15 protein-coding genes and 1 tRNA gene are annotated in these 16,587 nt (G+C 44.0%); 11 read left to right on the forward strand and 5 right to left on the reverse strand.

The genetic code is table 11. The annotated features are described in order from the left end of the window. Nucleotides 1-14: 14 nt before the first annotated feature. Complete coding sequence (locus ACWYVB_RS19475; RefSeq protein WP_046873623.1) at nucleotides 15-464, reverse strand: DNA polymerase III subunit chi; 450 nt, start codon at nucleotides 462-464, stop codon at nucleotides 15-17. 115 nt (nucleotides 465-579) lie between these two features. Continuing rightward, the gene (pepA, locus tag ACWYVB_RS19480; RefSeq protein ID WP_005397459.1) at nucleotides 580-2,088 is read right to left on the reverse strand and encodes a leucyl aminopeptidase; all 1,509 of its coding nucleotides are present in this window, start codon (nucleotides 2,086-2,088) and stop codon (nucleotides 580-582) included. Nucleotides 2,089-2,288: 200 nt separating this feature from the next. Between pepA and lptF the strand changes: the two genes are divergently transcribed. Continuing rightward, on the forward strand, nucleotides 2,289-3,389 hold the full coding sequence (gene lptF, locus ACWYVB_RS19485) for an LPS export ABC transporter permease LptF (protein ID WP_006742363.1): 1,101 nt from the start codon (nucleotides 2,289-2,291) through the stop codon (nucleotides 3,387-3,389). 3 nt (nucleotides 3,390-3,392) lie between these two features. Continuing rightward, nucleotides 3,393-4,463 carry an LPS export ABC transporter permease LptG gene (gene lptG / locus ACWYVB_RS19490; protein ID WP_046873614.1) on the forward strand — a complete coding sequence of 357 codons (1,071 nt, stop codon included), beginning with the start codon at nucleotides 3,393-3,395 and terminating at the stop codon, nucleotides 4,461-4,463. An 87-nt stretch (nucleotides 4,464-4,550) separates the two neighbouring features. Here the strand turns inward: lptG and ACWYVB_RS19495 are convergent, their stop codons facing one another. Both ACWYVB_RS19495 and ACWYVB_RS19500 read right to left on the reverse strand, forming a co-directional pair. Further along, complete coding sequence (locus tag ACWYVB_RS19495) at nucleotides 4,551-5,030, reverse strand: RDD family protein (RefSeq protein WP_005397453.1); 480 nt, start codon at nucleotides 5,028-5,030, stop codon at nucleotides 4,551-4,553. 184 nt (nucleotides 5,031-5,214) lie between these two features. Continuing rightward, the gene (locus ACWYVB_RS19500; RefSeq protein ID WP_395222538.1) at nucleotides 5,215-6,483 is read right to left on the reverse strand and encodes a DUF2254 domain-containing protein; all 1,269 of its coding nucleotides are present in this window, start codon (nucleotides 6,481-6,483) and stop codon (nucleotides 5,215-5,217) included. A gap of 227 nt (nucleotides 6,484-6,710) precedes the next feature. Between ACWYVB_RS19500 and ACWYVB_RS19505 the strand changes: the two genes are divergently transcribed. Together ACWYVB_RS19505 and ACWYVB_RS19510 are read left to right on the forward strand one after the other, a co-directional pair. Next, on the forward strand, nucleotides 6,711-7,376 hold the full coding sequence (locus ACWYVB_RS19505) for an SDR family NAD(P)-dependent oxidoreductase (RefSeq protein WP_395222539.1): 666 nt from the start codon (nucleotides 6,711-6,713) through the stop codon (nucleotides 7,374-7,376). 190 nt (nucleotides 7,377-7,566) lie between these two features. Continuing rightward, nucleotides 7,567-7,651: transfer RNA gene (locus ACWYVB_RS19510), tRNA-Leu, on the forward strand. A gap of 329 nt (nucleotides 7,652-7,980) precedes the next feature. Here the strand turns inward: ACWYVB_RS19510 and ACWYVB_RS19515 are convergent. Beyond that, nucleotides 7,981-9,264 carry a carbohydrate-binding protein gene (locus tag ACWYVB_RS19515; protein ID WP_395222540.1) on the reverse strand — a complete coding sequence of 428 codons (1,284 nt, stop codon included), beginning with the start codon at nucleotides 9,262-9,264 and terminating at the stop codon, nucleotides 7,981-7,983. Between the two features lie 247 nt (nucleotides 9,265-9,511). On the opposite strand from ACWYVB_RS19515, the gene ACWYVB_RS19520 reads away from it, so the two are divergent. The 7 genes from ACWYVB_RS19520 (at nucleotide 9,512) to ACWYVB_RS19550 (ending at nucleotide 16,198) form a co-directional block, all read left to right on the forward strand. After that, nucleotides 9,512-9,817, forward strand: coding sequence for a PTS sugar transporter subunit IIB (locus tag ACWYVB_RS19520; protein WP_025767645.1), 306 nt, complete (start codon nucleotides 9,512-9,514; stop codon nucleotides 9,815-9,817). 89 nt (nucleotides 9,818-9,906) lie between these two features. Continuing rightward, entirely contained in the window at nucleotides 9,907-11,241 is a 1,335-nt protein-coding gene (locus tag ACWYVB_RS19525) for a PTS sugar transporter subunit IIC (RefSeq protein WP_005397441.1), read from the forward strand. Nucleotides 11,242-11,292: 51 nt separating this feature from the next. Further along, complete coding sequence (locus tag ACWYVB_RS19530; protein WP_031780628.1) at nucleotides 11,293-11,604, forward strand: PTS lactose/cellobiose transporter subunit IIA; 312 nt, start codon at nucleotides 11,293-11,295, stop codon at nucleotides 11,602-11,604. Nucleotides 11,605-11,615: 11 nt separating this feature from the next. Next, entirely contained in the window at nucleotides 11,616-12,938 is a 1,323-nt protein-coding gene (locus tag ACWYVB_RS19535) for a 6-phospho-beta-glucosidase (RefSeq protein ID WP_005397437.1), read from the forward strand. 18 nt (nucleotides 12,939-12,956) lie between these two features. Beyond that, nucleotides 12,957-13,712: a chitin disaccharide deacetylase gene (chbG, locus tag ACWYVB_RS19540; RefSeq protein WP_395222541.1), complete on the forward strand. Its 756-nt coding sequence runs from the start codon at nucleotides 12,957-12,959 to the stop codon at nucleotides 13,710-13,712. 105 nt (nucleotides 13,713-13,817) lie between these two features. Next, complete coding sequence (locus ACWYVB_RS19545) at nucleotides 13,818-14,816, forward strand: LacI family DNA-binding transcriptional regulator (protein WP_395222542.1); 999 nt, start codon at nucleotides 13,818-13,820, stop codon at nucleotides 14,814-14,816. A 128-nt stretch (nucleotides 14,817-14,944) separates the two neighbouring features. After that, nucleotides 14,945-16,198 (forward strand): HD-GYP domain-containing protein, encoded by a 1,254-nt coding sequence (locus tag ACWYVB_RS19550; protein WP_012841389.1) that lies wholly within the window; start codon nucleotides 14,945-14,947, stop codon nucleotides 16,196-16,198. Nucleotides 16,199-16,587 lie beyond the last annotated feature (389 nt).

Raw genomic sequence — 16,587 nt, forward strand, 5'->3', positions numbered from 1 at the left:
ATAAGGATTGACCGTTAAGGATATTGAATTTCGATCGTTTGCAGCTGGTAACCTGCTTGACGGTAAATTTTATATCTTTCTCTTGCGAGTTGTTTAGCTTTTTCTTCGCAGGGCACGAAGTCTACCACTTGAGCAAACTTGTTCGCAAAGGTTGTCTCATTTTCCGCCAAATTAATTACCAATTGACGATTCCAAGACGGCTTTACACCGTTATGGCCGATCTCAATATTGGTGGCGTATTTCGGTCCCTCGCCTACGAGGTTATGTGCCATGAACTTGTCTGCATCAACTTGCCAAAAGGCTTCAGCGAGCTGCTCGGCGTGTGGTTTGTCTTGGCAGTTTAAATACACTTTAGCGCCTTGGCGGGCAAAGTGCTGCGCCAAAAACACAATGTACTCTTCAAAGCCAGCCACCGTTGCTTGCGGGCTCTCTTCGTTAATGATGTAGAAGGTTGCAGTTTGCATCATTCTCTCACTTGCCTTGGGTCTCTTCCTAAGACCATCTTAAGTCCCACTTTCATTTTAGAAAATTAGGATAATAAAAAAGGGCCTTGCGGCCCTTTTAGATTTTGTTCAGAAATTACTCTTCTGTCTCTTGGCCGCTGCGGTTCAAAAGGAATTGGACAAGCATTGAGACAGGACGGCCCGTTGAGCCTTTCGCTGCGCCTGATTTCCACGCAGTACCTGCGATATCGACGTGTGCCCAATTGTACTTTTTAGCAAACTTAGACAAGAAGCAACCCGCAGTGATAGTACCAGCAGGACGGCCACCAATGTTTGCCATATCCGCAAACGGGCTCTTTAACTGCTCGTGGTACTCATCTGCCATTGGTAGACGCCATGCACGGTCACTCGCTTGCTCTGAAGCGTTAACTAGCTCATGAGAAAGAGGATTGTGGTTAGAGATAACGCCACTGATGTGGTGGCCTAGTGCGATAACACAAGCACCAGTTAGGGTTGCAACGTCAACCACGCAGTCTGGTTCGAAACGCTCTACGTAAGTCAGTGCGTCACAAAGAACAAGACGACCTTCCGCATCCGTGTTCAGAACTTCTACAGTTTGACCAGACATGGTCGTTAGGATATCACCTGGACGGTAAGCGTTGCTGCCTGGCATGTTTTCACAGCCTGCTAGAACACCAATAACGTTAATTGGTAGGTTTAGCTTCGCTAGCGCTTTCATTGTACCGAATACCGATGCCGCACCACACATGTCGTACTTCATCTCATCCATACCTTCGCCCGGTTTTAGAGAGATACCGCCTGAATCGAAGGTTAGACCTTTACCTACTAGCACAATAGGTTTTGCATCTGAGTCAGGGTTACCTTTGTACTCGATGATAGACATCATAGATTCGTTTTTAGAACCACGACCTACTGCTAGGTAAGAGGTCATACCCAGTTTTTCCATCTCTTGCTCACCAATAATTTTGGTGGTTACGGTTTCGTAATCGTCCGCTAGACGACGAGCTTGAGAAGCAAGGTAAGCTGGATTAGCTACGTTTGGCGGCATGTTGCCAAGGTCTTTTGAGGCTTTGACACCTGATGCGATAGCGAGACCATGAGTGATTGCTTTTTCACCCAAGTTTAATTCACGACGCGTTGGTACGTTGAAAACAAGCTTGCGCAGTGGGCGGCGAGTCTCAGGTTTAACGCTCTTGAATTGATTAAATGTGTATAGACCATCTTTAGTCGCTTCTACAGCCTGGCGTACTTTCCAGTATGTATCGCGACCCTTAACATGCAGTTCAGTTAGGAAACATACCGCTTCCATTGAGCCTGTCTCGTTAAGTGTGCTGATCGTCTTTTGAATGATTTCCTTGTACTGGCGCTCGCCAAGTTCACGTTCTTTGCCGCAACCGACAAGTAAAACGCGCTCTGACAAAACACCTGGTACTTGATGCAGTAGCAGCATCTGACCAGGTTTACCCTCTAGATCACCACGGCGAAGTAGTGAACTGATGTAACCGTCACTGATTTTATCAAGTTGTTCGGCTACTGGAGAAAGGCGACGTGGTTCAAACACACCAACAACGATACATGCGCTACGTTGTTTCTCTGGACTGCCACTTTTTACACTGAACTCCATGCGTACTCCTACATCCTGAAGACAAATTGCTCTAAATGTTAGATAATGATCGCTTACTTGTTGAATTTTAGCTCCAGGCTTACATGCAGAGCTGATTAAGCGACTAACATCTAGTTTATAATTTTTAAAAAAATAAATGGTTCAACGGGAAACTATAGTGATTCGACCAAAAAAACAAGTTTTGTATAGGTAATTTCAGCGTGATTATTGTTAGATATTTGATCCGCGAAACACTCAAGAGCCAATTTGCGATTTTTTTCGTACTTTTTTTGGTGTTTGTAAGCCAGAAATTCATAAGTGTTCTTGCTGATGCTTCTGATGGGGATATTCCTGCTGGATTGATTTTCTCGATTGTTGGTTTGAATATGCCAGCAATGGGTCTATTAATGCTGCCTTTAAGTCTGTATATCGGCATATTGATCACATTTGGTCGTCTGTATGCAGAGAGCGAAATTGTCGTGATGAACGCGACAGGTATTGGTAACAAATTCTTGGTACAAGCGGCCTTGTACTTAGCGCTGATTACTTCTGCTGTGGCGGCTTTTAATGCATTGTGGTTATCGCCGTGGTCTCAAGACCGTGTAGAGCAACTTTATGAACAAGTGGCGGCAGAAAACAGCGTTGACTTGCTAAAGAAAGGGCAATTCCAAGGCACGCCAGATGGTTCATCGGTTGTGTTCATTGATGACATTAAAGACAATACATTGAGCAACGTTTTTGTCGCGCAGATGCGCCCGAGAGATTCAGTATTGCCGAGTGTGATGTTCTCGTCCTCTGGTGAAGTAAAAGAACTGTCGGACGGCCGTCAGGTCATCACCATGAAAGAAGGCACGCGTTATGAAGGTGTGCCTACTCGCGTTGAATATATGATCACAAAATTCGATGAATACGAAGGCGTTATCGGCCAGCGTGAGGTCAAAAAGAAAGGGCGAGATTGGGAAGCGTACCCAACGGTTGATTTGATCGGACACCCAGACCCAGAAGCGCAAGCAGAGCTGCAATGGCGAATTTCGTTATTTGTGTGTATTCCACTCTTAACGATGCTGGTTATTCCTTTGTCGGCGGTGAATCCGCGTCAGGGACGATTTGCCAAAATGGGGCCCGCGATTCTTATTTATCTAGCGTATTTCCTGGCGATTAGTGCAACAAAATCTGCATTAGAAGATGGTGACATTCCGGCGGCAATCGGCATGTGGCCAATTAATGCGATGTTACTGATTGTCGCAATCATGGCCAATATGATGGACAGCGTTGCTGCTCGACGAATAAAAGACAAATTCCGTAAGAAGAGGCTCGCGTAAGCTGTGTTCAAAATCTTAGACCTTTACATCGGTAGAACCATCATCTCTACCACTGCCTTGGTTTTAGCGACGTTTGTTGGCTTATCGGGCATCATTAAATATGTAGAACAGCTACGTAAAGTAGGGCGAGGCGTGTATGACCTCACTCATGCGTTGTACTTTGTGTTGCTCAGTGTGCCGCGTGATATCGAAATGTTCTTCCCAATGGCAGCATTACTCGGTGCCCTTATTGGTTTGGGTATGTTGGCGTCAAGCTCTGAGCTGGTGGTGATGCAAGCTGCTGGTTTCTCAAAGTTGGATATCGGGTTATCCGTGCTCAAAACGGCGGTGCCACTTATGCTTATCGTTATGACGTTAGGGCAATGGGGCGCTCCAGAAGCACAAAAGATGGCGCGTGACTTACGTGCGTTTGCGATATCGGGAGGTAGTATTGTCTCAGTTCGTTCTGGAGTTTGGGCTCGTGACGCAAACGACTTTATCTTTATAGGTAAAGTCGAAGACGACAAGCTTTATGCTTTAAATATGTGGCGTTTTGATGATGATAAGAATCTACAAAAGGTTATCTTTGCTGAAGAGGTCGACTATCAACAAGATAACAATTGGTTGATGCGCGACGTACAAATCACGGATATGAAAAATGAAAACGTGATTTCGAAGCAAGACATCGAACAGATGGAATGGCATACGTCATTGGCTCCAGATAAGCTAGCTGTGGTGACGGTAAAGCCTGAAGAGTTATCATTGAGCGGTTTGTATGATTACGTGACCTATCTGAAAGCTTCAGAGCAAGATGCGTCTCGCTATGAATTGGCGTTTTGGCGTAAGTTGACACAGCCGCTTTCAATTGCCGTGATGATGTTGATGGCGCTATCGTTTGTTTTCGGTCCACTCAGAAGTGTGACCATGGGGGCAAGGGTATTGTCGGGCGTGGTTGCCGGGTTTACTTTTTATATATCCAGTGAGTTCTTTGGCCCATTAAGCTTGGTGTATGGCATATCCCCTGTGTTTGGTGCATTGGCCCCGAGCCTGGTGTTCTTAGCGATTGCGATTGCGCTGCTGAGAAGAAAGCTGTAGCTGAAGTATCACCGAATAAACCATGTTTCATCGGACTAAATGTAAAAGGAAGGCATTATGCCTTCCTTTTTTGTATTCCCGGATAAGTTAGTTTGCCTTAGGCAACACAACAACCTCTGTTTTTGCCCAAATGTCGTGGAACCCACGTTTCTTGGGATCAATCGGTACAGTCAGGTTTGCCAAACCAAAGCCAGATGTTGCAATACGAATCAGGGCTTGAGTGACTGTAATCGGCGCGCCGTCTTTGGCATTGCGAACTCGAAGTTTCCAAGCGCGCATCCCAAGTGTTTGTCCTGCTCGCGTCCAGAAGAAGACAAAGAAGTATATCCACACAACCGCAAGATACAGTGTAAACAGAGGGCTTAATACAGGGTGCTTTCCGAGCATATCAGCGGCATCTGCGTACTCGCCATAGCTCAACAGCCCTGCTGCATTTAGTGCAAATACAACGGCCATAACAATACCTGCGGCCATCATTTCGATTGCGATAATAATCAATGTGTCGTAAATCAACGCTGCAAGTCGACGAAAGAGACCTGCAGGTGGAAGAGTTGTAGACGTCGTCATTATTCCATCACTTACCTTAAAAATTGTGCGTCAGAATATAGATTCCCTCACCAAGAGAAAAGAGACCTAACGCACAGAGTCTTTAATTATGCATAAACGAAGTGACTTTTCTGCTGTGTGTTATGAACACATATCATGATGTACAAGGCCTTTCGGTAACCTATTTCAACTGAATTTTACTTGCCTAACAATTAGCTTTTTGGTCTGTAACTAGATTAGACAGATGAGAGAGTTGGTGTTTCTCATCTTCGGTATAATGCTGGCTCAAGGAGAGCGCTAAAGCTTTTTCTGATAGCTTGGTTGCAGGTGATAAAAACAACTTGGGGTGCATACTAGAAAGAGCCAGCAAGGCTTTTTGTAGGCGAATCTGTATTTGGAGTTGCGCTGCACCATCGTGCGCGATTGGCAAAAAGACATCATCAAATAAATCTTGGCAGCTCAATGCGGGCACAAATAGTCTAGGGTATCGAGTCTTGGTGGGAGGTTCGCTGAGTAACTCTCCCCATAATGAAAGGGCTCGTACAGAACGCCCAAGAACATCAATCGCGGTACCGTTATCATTCACGGCGGGGGAGAGAGCTCGTGAGGCGATCTCCGCCATGACGACTAATCCAAAACGAGGATCTTGATCATAGGAACGCTCCGTTCGAATCGTGAAGGCTGCCGTTATTTCGTTTTCGTCTGGCAACGCTCCGCAAACCCAAGCCAATGGTTGACTCACATACACAAAACTTCCTGGTTGTCGTTCAAGATAGATGGTGCATTGGTTTGCTTCGGCAATACTATCGAGATGATGCATATCAACATGCTGTAAGTAGCCAATTTCTTGGCTGAAAATAGGTGTACTTCCTCTGGGTTTATGTTCTGGGTGGCTCCACGGATGAGCACCTAGCCAACGCTCTTTGCCCCGTTTTCTTATCGCATCTAACAAGGCTTGCTCCACGTATGACGTGGTTTCACTGACCCTCCCTAGTACGGAAAGGTGCTGAATCCAACGTAGCAGAGTGAGTATGATCATCACGATTACGGCGATGGTCACGATGAACAGATAAATTTGTGCTTGTTGATGATAGGCGCCAATGCCTAGCGCGATAATGCCTACCAAACTAAATAGAAAAGAGCCAAGAAAGGTCGCCAAAGCATTTTGTGTTGTGCTGTCTTCCATCAACAGTTTGGTGGCCCGTGGCGTTACCCCTGCACTAGCGGCACTGTACGCTGAGACCATTATATTGAGCGAGAATGTGGTCACCGCAAGCATGGAAGTCGCGAGGATATTTAATATGTTGTTAAGCAAATCCTTACTGACGTTGATTGCAGGAGGCAGAGTAATGAACTGGTTTAAAACAATGGATATTAGGGCGGTGGCGACAGCAAGTAAGGCATAAAGTGATGTGCGAACCCACAATTTGCGCGTCATTTGCTTCAGTAACCATTGCCATTTTGACCCAGTCATTCGCATGCTCCTATTCAGTTCTTACTCGAAAGTCGATAGAAAATTCAGAAAGTTATTCTTGCTTAAGCATAGGTTAAATCTTCCTCGTTCTACTTGGAATTTCATGCATCATGAGAGTAAGAAAGCCGCTTGCTTCAAAGAACGGTGTTCTTGAGGTGTGAATTACCAAGATTCTGTTACCTTAATTGATAGATACATTAAAAGTATGTGATAGAAAAGAGGTAGCCATGATTGTAATTACAGGTGCAAGTAGCGGTTTAGGGGCAGAGCTGGCAAAGCGTTATGATGCGGAAGACAAAGAGACGTATATCATAGGAAGAAACACAGAAAAACTATCCGCATTAGCTAAACAACTCTCTCATAACGTCGGATATCAAGCTTGCAACCTCTCACTGCATCAAGATGTGAAACACCTATTTGATGGGATGAAACAGCCGCCTGAAATGGTCATTCATAGTGCAGGAAGTGGTTATTTTGGCGAACTGGAAGAGCAGGAGCCGGAAGAGATTCAAAAACTGATTGATAATAACCTGAATTCTGCGATTCATGTGTTAAGAGAGTTAGTAAAGCGTTACAAAGATCAACCGATAAAAGTGGTCATGATCATGTCCACAGCCGCTCAACAACCAAAAGCGCAAGAGTCTACGTATTGCGCTGTGAAGTGGGCTGTCAAAGGATTAATCGAGTCGGTTCGTTTGGAGTTAAAAGGAAAGCCGATGAAAATTATCGCGGTTTATCCTGGTGGAATGGATACGGAATTCTGGAAGACAAGCGGCAACACGATGGACACGAGTCACTTCATGCAAGCGGAAGATGCTGCCGAGATGGTCCATACGGCTTTGTCGAGCATTGGGAATGGTTATGTTTCTGATATTACAGTGAATAGAATTTAAAAAGAGTTACGTATACTCATTTTCACCTGGATCAGTAGTAGCAAATGGAGCGTACGTTTCTTATGAGTACAGCTTTGTCACACTTTGTGGCGAAATTATCAGCAAACGATAGTTATTTAAGGTATTTCTGCTTGCGCAGGTCAAAAGCTTCCGTATAATGCCAACCATCAAAGGGCAATAGCCCAAAGATGCCGGTGTGGTGAAATTGGTATACACGACGGATTCAAAATCCGTTGCCTTCGGGCGTGGCGGTTCAAGTCCGCCCACCGGTACCATACATAGAAAGGTCGCTTTTATAGCGGCCTTTCGTCGTTTTAGGTGCTTGTAAATATCAAAAGAAAGTTAGCGTTGCCTTTGCGGTGGCGGTAGGAGTGCTTGTCCAATCAACTCTGCCCACGGGTACCATAATTCATATGATAAAGCCTCGACGTAAGTCGGGGCTTTGTTGTACATAGGGTTTGTGAATTCAAATCCAGCGTGGCGTCAGGAATGCCAGGCCCAGTCAGTCCACTCTTTACTGCTTTCCATTTTTACTTTTCTAAAAATAAAAAAGCGCGAGGGATTACCTCGCGCAAGCTACTACATGATAATAGTAGGGAACAGCTTATAGAGCTGTGAACAAGGTGTTCTGTGAGTAAGGTGTCCAATCGGCTTGAGATACGTGTGGCACGTTGACGAGATAACGTTTGCCAGAGTACGTCACAACATCTCCCTCTTTATATGAAACATTCACTTCCCAATTTGTTGCCGGATCAGCATTGGTCCAAAGGCTAGAGGTTGGGGAAGGTGCCCAGTCCTGCTGTGCGTTATGGCTGGTCACTGCTTGGTAAACGGTGCCTAAATGTAGGACGTAGTCGCCAGCGTTGTAGCTATGACCAACTTGCCAGTTTGGTGTGTAGTTATCCATCGTATCGAATACATAGCCAGCTTGTTTTGCTAGTCGGATAAATTCCGCTAATTTAGGTAAATTCTTGGTTGCGCCCATTCCTCGCTTACCGTCTTCAAACAAAAACTCATGCGTTAGAATAATGACCTTGTCTGCGTGGAGTGGTGTACCACATGGAAACTCTTGTGCTTTTGAATTGATAGGGTTGATGGTGGTAGGAGCACAGTTGTTCAATGCTGCATCTACGTAACCTAGGAAAGGTTCTGCCTCTGTTAGACTGTTGGCTGGCATTGCTATCCCCCAGTTTTCAGGTGCCCAATCCACATCCCAACCATGTGTTTGATAGCCTTTATTAGCCAGAATGTTTTGTACCGCAATTGAGGCTTTCACACTGTTTGATGGGTCGTTGATATTACAAACGTAGCCTGGTTCCCAAGGTTTAAAGTCATCAGACGTTGCACACAACCCATCGGCTTTGAAGTCTTTAGTCACGCGCCAGCCGTTGGTGTAGGGCAGTCTTGCAAACTCTGTCGCCTTATAATTTGGGTAGCTTGTAATGTTAGGCAGATACTTTTCTAAAACAGATAAGTTTTCTGTAAACATTGAGGCATCGTAAACAGGATCTTGGTACGAGTTAAGCTGGTGGTCGCCGGTAGCATTACATTCTGCTGCGCTATTAGGTCCAAACTCATCAACGCAGTTATGAACCATATGATCGTAACTATGGTTCGCGACAATATGACCAGTGTCTAATGCGAGCTTTAAAGCTTCTAGCGAACGGTCTTCATTCTCATCACCAATTCCGTCTAAGTGCCAAGCATTAAAGTAAAACGTCGCTTTGATATCTTCTTGGTTAAGTACTTGAATAACGTCAATAGAAGCATTGATTGGTCCATCATCAAACGTTAGATAAATGGTGCCTTTAGAGTCGGTTTGAGCAAATGAGTATTGTGATAGTGCAGCACTTACAAGCGTTGCAATAGCCAATTTATTAAATTTCATTCTCTATTCCTTTTTAGAAATTAATAACGACGTTGTCAGTAGTAATATATTGATAATTTGAAACCTAATGTGGTGTCTTAATTTATTTCCTGACTTTTATCCTAGACCTAAATAATTACTAAAAAACAGGTCGTATTTTCTAAATTGGGATTGTGTTCACGAATAATGCAACCGGTTGCGCTTTTTTGTCTTGGTTATTTTTGCTACAGTTTTTGCAGGTTGAAATTTACACAACGGGAGTAAGGCTATGAAAAAGATCCTTTTATGCTGTAGCGCAGGGATGTCAACCAGTATGCTTGTTAAAAAAATGGAGCAAGCTGCTGAAAATAAAGGAATTGAGTGCAAAATTGATGCGATGTCAGTGAATGCATTTGAAGATGCAATTAAAGAGTACGATGTTTGTCTTCTCGGGCCTCAAGTACGTTTTCAGCTAGAAGAGCTAAGAAAAACGGCGCAAGAGCATGGTAAAAACATTGATGCGATTTCTCCTCAGCATTATGGAATGATGAAGGGAGAAGAAGTACTAGAGCAAGCATTAGAATTAATTAACTAAACCATAGTTTTAAATTAAAAAAAGATAACTGTACATCAAATATAAATATTTGATGCGGGATTCTTTTGCCTAAAATAAGGATGGATTCTATGAAGCTTTATGACGCAATTATAGGCGCAGTCGAAAAGCATATAGCCCCTATAGCAGCAAAAGTGGGGAATCAGCCCCATGTTCGAGCAATGAGAGACGGTTTTATAGTTGCAATGCCGTTTATTATTGTCGGTAGTTTCATTTTGATTTTTGCATTCCCACCATTTGCCGAAGACACGACCTTTACTTTTGGTCGAATTTGGCTCGATTTCGCCACCACACATTTTGATACCATAATGATGCCCTACAACATGTCGATGGGGATCATGACCATTTTTGTTTCGCTCGGCGTTGCTTATAGCTTAGCTAAGGCTTACAAGATGGATGGGATCACGAGTGCTGTATTGTCGCTGATGTCTTTTTTACTCATCGCGGCCCCTGCTAAAGATGGCGCGTTGTCTATGTCACACATGGGAGGAACAGGGATCTTCACCGCAGTGATGTGTGCATTCTTCTCGGTAGAGCTCTACCGTTTTATGAAAAAGCACAACATTACGATTCGCATGCCAGAGCAAGTTCCACCTGCGATTGCACGATCATTTGAAGTGCTGTTACCAGTCTTAGCGATATTCATTACCTTATACCCACTTAGCCTTTTCGTGCAAACCCAGTACGACATGTTGATTCCAGATGCGGTCATGGCAGTTTTTAAGCCTTTAATTAGTGCGTCTAACTCATTGCCTGCCATTATTGGCGCTCTATTGCTTTGCCAACTACTTTGGTTTGCGGGTATCCATGGTGCTGCAATTGTTGTGGGGCTGCTTTCTCCAATTTTCTTGACCAACATTGGTGCCAACATCGAAGCCTTTGTTGCAGGTGAACCGATTCCAAACGTATTTACTCAGCCTTTCTGGGATTTTTACATCTTTATCGGTGGCTCTGGTGCAACACTTGCTCTTGTTATGCTGATGTCATTTAGCCGTTCTGTTCACCTTAAGAGTATTGGTCGAATGAGTGCGGTGCCTGGCTTCTTCCAAATCAATGAACCTGTGATCTTCGGTAGCCCAGTTGTGATGAACCCGACCTTGTTTATCCCGTTCGTCTTCGCTCCAGTCATCAACGCTACGATAGCGTACTTTGCTGTGCATGTCGGCTTTGTGGGTATGGGGGTCGCTACAACGCCTTGGACAACACCAGCACTGATAGGTGCTTCGTGGGGTAGCGGTTGGACCTTTGCTCCAGTATTGCTCGTCATTGGTTTATTGATTCTTGATCTAATTATCTACTTCCCATTCTTCAAAATGTTTGAGAAGCAAATGTTGGAGCAAGAACTACCAACGACGAAAGAAACTAAGGATGAGGCGCAACCTTCAGGTGAAGGTGTTACTGCTTAACGGTGCTTAATGGGCCGCAATTACCGCGGCCCGATTTTCGGAGAGAAAATGATGGAACAAGAATTGGTTGTGATGGAGATCATCTGTAATGCTGGCGAAGCCAGAAGTTTGAGCTACGAGGCGTTACGTTTATCTAGAGAACAAGATTTTGATGCGGCTGAGGAGAAGCTCTCTCAAGCAAGAGAGTGCATTAACAAAGCCCACTTAATTCAGACTCAGTTGATTGAGGAAGATCAGGGGGAAGGGAAAGTCCCGATGACGTTAGTGATGGTACATGCTCAAGATCACTTAATGACCACGATTTTGGCTCAAGAAATGGCTGTAGAAATCGTTGCACTGAACAAAAAAATCTCGAACAAATAAGGGGGAGAAAAATGTCTAGAGAGGCGATCAAACTTGCCATTATTGGCGGTGGTAGTAGCTATACCCCTGAACTGGTTGAAGGGGTTATTAAGCGCTTAGAATATTTACCCGTTAAGAAGATTCATTTTGTGGACATTGAGTCAGGAGCTGAGAAGCTTGAGATTATCAAAGGTCTAGCGCAGCGAATGGTTGACAAAGCAGGTGCAAAGATTGAAATAAAAGCAGACTTTGATCGTCGTGCTGCGATAAAAGATGCGGACTTTGTGATGACGCAGTTCCGTGTGGGTGGCCTTGCTGCTCGTGCTAATGACGAGCGAATTCCAATTAAATACGACGTCATTGGCCAAGAAACAACAGGCCCTGGTGGTTTTGCTAAAGCACTGCGAACCATCCCGGTTATTCTTGATATATGTAAAGATATTGAAGAGTTGGCACCTAATGCATGGATGCTCAATTTCACCAACCCTGCGGGTTTGGTCTCTGAAGCTGTCAGTAAGTACACCAAAGTAAAGAGTATTGGTTTATGTAATGTGCCGGTTTCGATGGAAATGATGATCGCAGAAATGATGGAGTGCGAGCCAAAAGAGCTACAACTGGAGTTTGCCGGATTAAACCATCTCGTTTGGGTGCACAAAGCATGGCTCAATGGAGAAGATATTACTCAAACGGTATTAGAGAAAGTCGGTGATGGTGCTAACTTCAGCATGAAGAACATCTGGGAAGAACCGTGGGATCCAGCATTTTTAAAAGCGCTGGGGGCGATACCATGTCCTTACCATCGTTATTTCTATCAAACCGATGCTATGCTCGCTGAAGAGAAACAAAGCGCGGGTGAAAAGGGCACTCGTGCTGAGCAGGTAATGGAAACAGAAAATGCGCTATTCAAGCTCTATCAAGATCCTAATCTCGATCATAAGCCGAAAGAGTTAGAAGAACGGGGTGGGGCTTATTATTCAGATGCATCACTAAACTTGGTTGATTCAATTTATAACAATCGTAATAGTATTCATGTTGTTAACGTCTTAAATAACGGAGCGATTAACGGCCTCCCCGACGATGCTGTGATTGAGTGTAGTGCGGTGATTGGTAGTTGGGGCGCGAAACCTCTTGCGGTTGGTGAGCTGTCAAACAATATCAAAGGATTACTCTATCAAGTCAAAGCATATGAACAGTTGACAATAGACGCTGCTGTTGAAGGTAATTATGACAAAGCGCTCATGGCATTAACCAACAACCCATTGGTGCCAGACATTGGTCGTGCCAAGTCAATTCTGGATGATATCTTAGCGGTGAACGCTCCGTATTTACCTCAATTTAAACTAACGACGTTGTAGTACTAAGGAAGGGCGCCAATGAAAGTCATTTTTAATGCTGATGATTTTGGTTTAACGAGAGGTGTAAATAACGGCATCGTAAAAGCTCATCAGCAAGGTGTTGTTCATTCAACCACCATGATGGTCGGTATGGATGCTGAGAAACATGCTTTAGAGTTGGCTCGCCATAATCCAGACTTGAGAATTGGCGTTCATCTTAGGTTTACAGCGGGAGTGCCTCTAACTGGGCACCCTAATTTGACCAACGGTCGAGCGCATTTTATCAAATACGACGAACTGTGGGGTAAGCAGGACTTCGAAACTCAGGTCATTTATGACGAAGCAAAAGCTCAGGTGGAACATTTTTTATCGCTTGGGTTAGAGCTAAGCCACTTAGATAGCCATCATCACGCGCATACTCACCCTCAAATTTTGCCCGTTATTAAAGAGGTAGCGAGTGAATACCGAGTGCCACTGCGGGGCACTGGCTTGTGTCAAGAATCGATGACAACAAGGTATGTCTTTACTGACGAGTTTTACGATCAAAAAGTAAGTTTAGATGGTTTGATGGCGCATTTATTGAGTCTAAAGACAGACTATGATTTGGTTGAGGTGATGTGCCACCCGGCAGAGGCCGATCAAGCGCTGATTTTAAATAGTGGTTATGCGCTTCAGCGAGAGCTAGAGTTACAAGTTCTAACCTCTCCCATTTTAAAAGAACAGTTAGCTCAACATGGTATAGCTGTCACGGATTACTCTGAGCTCGTTTCTACCAATCAAATGGTCGGTGTATGATTAAAGGCTGCCAGCTTCGCCCCCTATAAGCACCTTACGAATTGCTGGCAGCCGTTCTACACAAACGGATATTTAATAACAATTGCAGTTGGACCCAATAGCATTATGGCAAGGATTAAAGATGTCGCCGAACTCGCCGGTGTAAATCGCTCTACCGTTTCTCGAATCATTAATGGGGAGGGGAAGTTTCGCGAAGAAACTCGAAAAAAAGTAGAGCAAGCTATGGCGCAACTGAATTATCGCCCGAGTGCGATTGCTCGTTCACTCGCAACCTCATCCAGTAATATGGTTGGCTTATTGGTGACTTACTATACGGGGGGCTTCTTTGGCGAGATGATGGAGCAGGTTCAGACTGAGCTGGATATTCATAAAAAGTTTCTGATTACCGCTCAAGGACATCATTCTGCAGAAGGTGAAAAGGAAGCCATTCAGCGTTTTAATGATCTGCGTTGTGATGGCTATGTCCTCCATAGTCGTTATTTGTCAGATGATGATTTACGTGAATTAGCAAAACAGCCTACGCCTTTCGTTCTTCTGGATCGCTATGTTGAAGGAATAGAAGAGCGTTGCGTTACTTTTAATCATCATCATGCAAGCCGTATTGCCGTCGAGCATCTTTTAGCTGGTGGTCATAGAAAAATCGCCTGTATTACCGGTCCATCCCAACGTCATAATAGTTTATTAAGAAAGCTTGGGTACGTTGATGCGATGAAGGACGCAGGTATCGATATTGACGAAAGCTGGTGTGAAGAAGGGAATTATGGTCGGCAAAGTGGTTATGATGCAATGGCTGCAATTTTACAACGACACCCTGAAGTTACTGCAGTCTTTTCTTGCAGTGAGGAAATGACGGTCGGTGCAATGCAGTACTTACACGAGCACAATATTTCAGTACCGGAGCAAATCTCTTTAACTAGCTTTGACAGTGTCGACCTTTGTGAAAGCCTTTATCCTACAGTGTCGGCAGTGCACTTTCCTATCAGTGATATGGCCCGTGTAGCGGTACAAACATTAATGGGATTAGTCAAAGGTCAAGAAATAATAGATAAGCCAACGTTCGAGGCTCTGCTTAAAATACGCAAAGCAGATCGAACCTTAAAGTAGCTTGCTTTTGCTCTTTAAATGGGTCATTAGAAATGACCATCTGATGTTTTGATACTTACTGATGAATTTATTCACAAAATTTACTAGTATTCTAACTCTCTTAGGCAACGTAAATCAGTAGTGAATAAGTGGCAGCCATTAAACTTACGGTCGATCGTATTCAACCCGGATTACATATCCGTCTTCCGCTAAAGTGGAACGATCACCCTTTTCTACTCAATAGTTTTAAGATTAAAGATCAAGAACAAGTCGAGATGATCCGTCACCTCGGTGTAAAGTTCGTTTACTTTAATCCAGAGCAAAGTGATGCCGCACCACTTCCAGTCGACCAGATACAAGCTGATAGAGTAACGAATGAAGCGTCGCTAGATCATGAAACTCAAAAACTTTGGCAAGAAAAACAAAACCGCATAGAAAAGTTAAGTGCGTATCGTCGACGCGTTATCCAGTGCGAAAAAGAGTTTGAGCGCTCTCTTGCGCGTATGCGCTCGGTCATGACGAAAATTCGTAATCGTCCAACAGCTGCCGTTGATGAAGCGAAGCTTCTTATTGAAGATATCGTCGAGAAGTTAATGTGTGATGATAATGTCACTCTACACCTGATGAACGGTAAAAATGAGTTTGAAGATATTTATTTCCATTCGTTGAACGTTGCTGTTATCGCCATGATGATTGGCCGTGCTAAGGGGTACTCAGCTGCGCAGTTGAAAGAGCTTTCATTCTCAGCGCTATTCCACGATATCGGGAAAATAAAAATTCCTACCGCAATATTAAGAAAGCAAGCACCGCTGACGGAACCAGAAACTAACTACTTAAAGTTGCACACCAAATATGGAGTAGACCTTGCGAGCCAAATAGAAGGTTTTCCCGAAGTTGCAAGAGTTGTGATTGCACAGCACCATGAACTAAGAGATGGGTCTGGCTATCCCAAAGGTCTGAAAGGAGATGAGATCAACGAGTTTGCTCAAATTATTGCTGTAGCTAACGCATTTGATAACTTGTGTCATACACCTATAGTCTCAGAGCAAAAAATTCCTTATACCGCACTCTCTCATTTATATAAGAACTGTAAACACCTATATAAAGAAGAAAACCTGAATATCCTGATTAAGTTTATGGGCGTGTTTCCTCCAGGAACTGTGGTTCAGCTTTCCAATAATATGGTGGGCTTGGTTATCTCAGTGAATGCATCGCATCTATTATTCCCAAATGTATTGGTTTACGACCCATCAGTGCCAAGGACGCAGGCGCCAATCATTGATCTTGCATCAAAGGATATAAAGATAGTTAACGCGATTCATCCGTCTAAATTGCCGGAGAAAATCAAAGAGTATCTTAATCCGCGTTCACGCATTTCTTACTTCTTCGATAGTGATGAGTAGTTATCCACAGATTTTTGTGGGTAAGCTGTAGAAATCTTGAGTGTTATTTCGGGGTAATTTTGAGGTTGGATGGAAAGTATCCACTTGGCATGCTTTTTTAGAAAAAATGTATTTTTAGTCTTGCCAAAGAAAATCTTCTCCCTATAATGCGCATCCATCGACACGGCAGACGCCACAAGGCTTCAGCAGGGTCGGAGAGGTAAAAAGCTTCTACAAAAAATTAGTTGAAAAAAGTGTTTGACACTAACAACCAAATCGCTAGAATGCACCTCCGCTTTGAGAGAAAACTTCTCGCAAAGCAAGCTCTTTAACAATATAGACCTATCAATCTGTGTGGGCACTCGTTGATGATAATCCAATTAGAAGCTTCGGCTTCAAATTAGGTTTCA

The organism is Vibrio sp. JZG10, from assembly GCF_054064075.1.

Excerpts from the sequence above, each read along its gene's own strand:
- ACWYVB_RS19475 (WP_046873623.1), bottom strand. The coding sequence starts at position 464 with ATGCAAACTGCAACCTTCTACATCATTAACGAAGAGAGCCCGCAAGCA.
- pepA (WP_005397459.1), bottom strand. The coding sequence starts at position 2,088 with ATGGAGTTCAGTGTAAAAAGTGGCAGTCCAGAGAAACAACGTAGCGCA.
- ACWYVB_RS19495 (WP_005397453.1), bottom strand. The coding sequence starts at position 5,030 with ATGACGACGTCTACAACTCTTCCACCTGCAGGTCTCTTTCGTCGACTT.
- ACWYVB_RS19500 (WP_395222538.1), bottom strand. The coding sequence starts at position 6,483 with ATGACTGGGTCAAAATGGCAATGGTTACTGAAGCAAATGACGCGCAAA.
- ACWYVB_RS19505 (WP_395222539.1), top strand. The coding sequence starts at position 6,711 with ATGATTGTAATTACAGGTGCAAGTAGCGGTTTAGGGGCAGAGCTGGCA.
- ACWYVB_RS19515 (WP_395222540.1), bottom strand. The coding sequence starts at position 9,264 with ATGAAATTTAATAAATTGGCTATTGCAACGCTTGTAAGTGCTGCACTA.
- ACWYVB_RS19520 (WP_025767645.1), top strand. The coding sequence starts at position 9,512 with ATGAAAAAGATCCTTTTATGCTGTAGCGCAGGGATGTCAACCAGTATG.
- ACWYVB_RS19525 (WP_005397441.1), top strand. The coding sequence starts at position 9,907 with ATGAAGCTTTATGACGCAATTATAGGCGCAGTCGAAAAGCATATAGCC.
- ACWYVB_RS19530 (WP_031780628.1), top strand. The coding sequence starts at position 11,293 with ATGGAACAAGAATTGGTTGTGATGGAGATCATCTGTAATGCTGGCGAA.
- ACWYVB_RS19535 (WP_005397437.1), top strand. The coding sequence starts at position 11,616 with ATGTCTAGAGAGGCGATCAAACTTGCCATTATTGGCGGTGGTAGTAGC.
- chbG (WP_395222541.1), top strand. The coding sequence starts at position 12,957 with ATGAAAGTCATTTTTAATGCTGATGATTTTGGTTTAACGAGAGGTGTA.
- ACWYVB_RS19545 (WP_395222542.1), top strand. The coding sequence starts at position 13,818 with ATGGCAAGGATTAAAGATGTCGCCGAACTCGCCGGTGTAAATCGCTCT.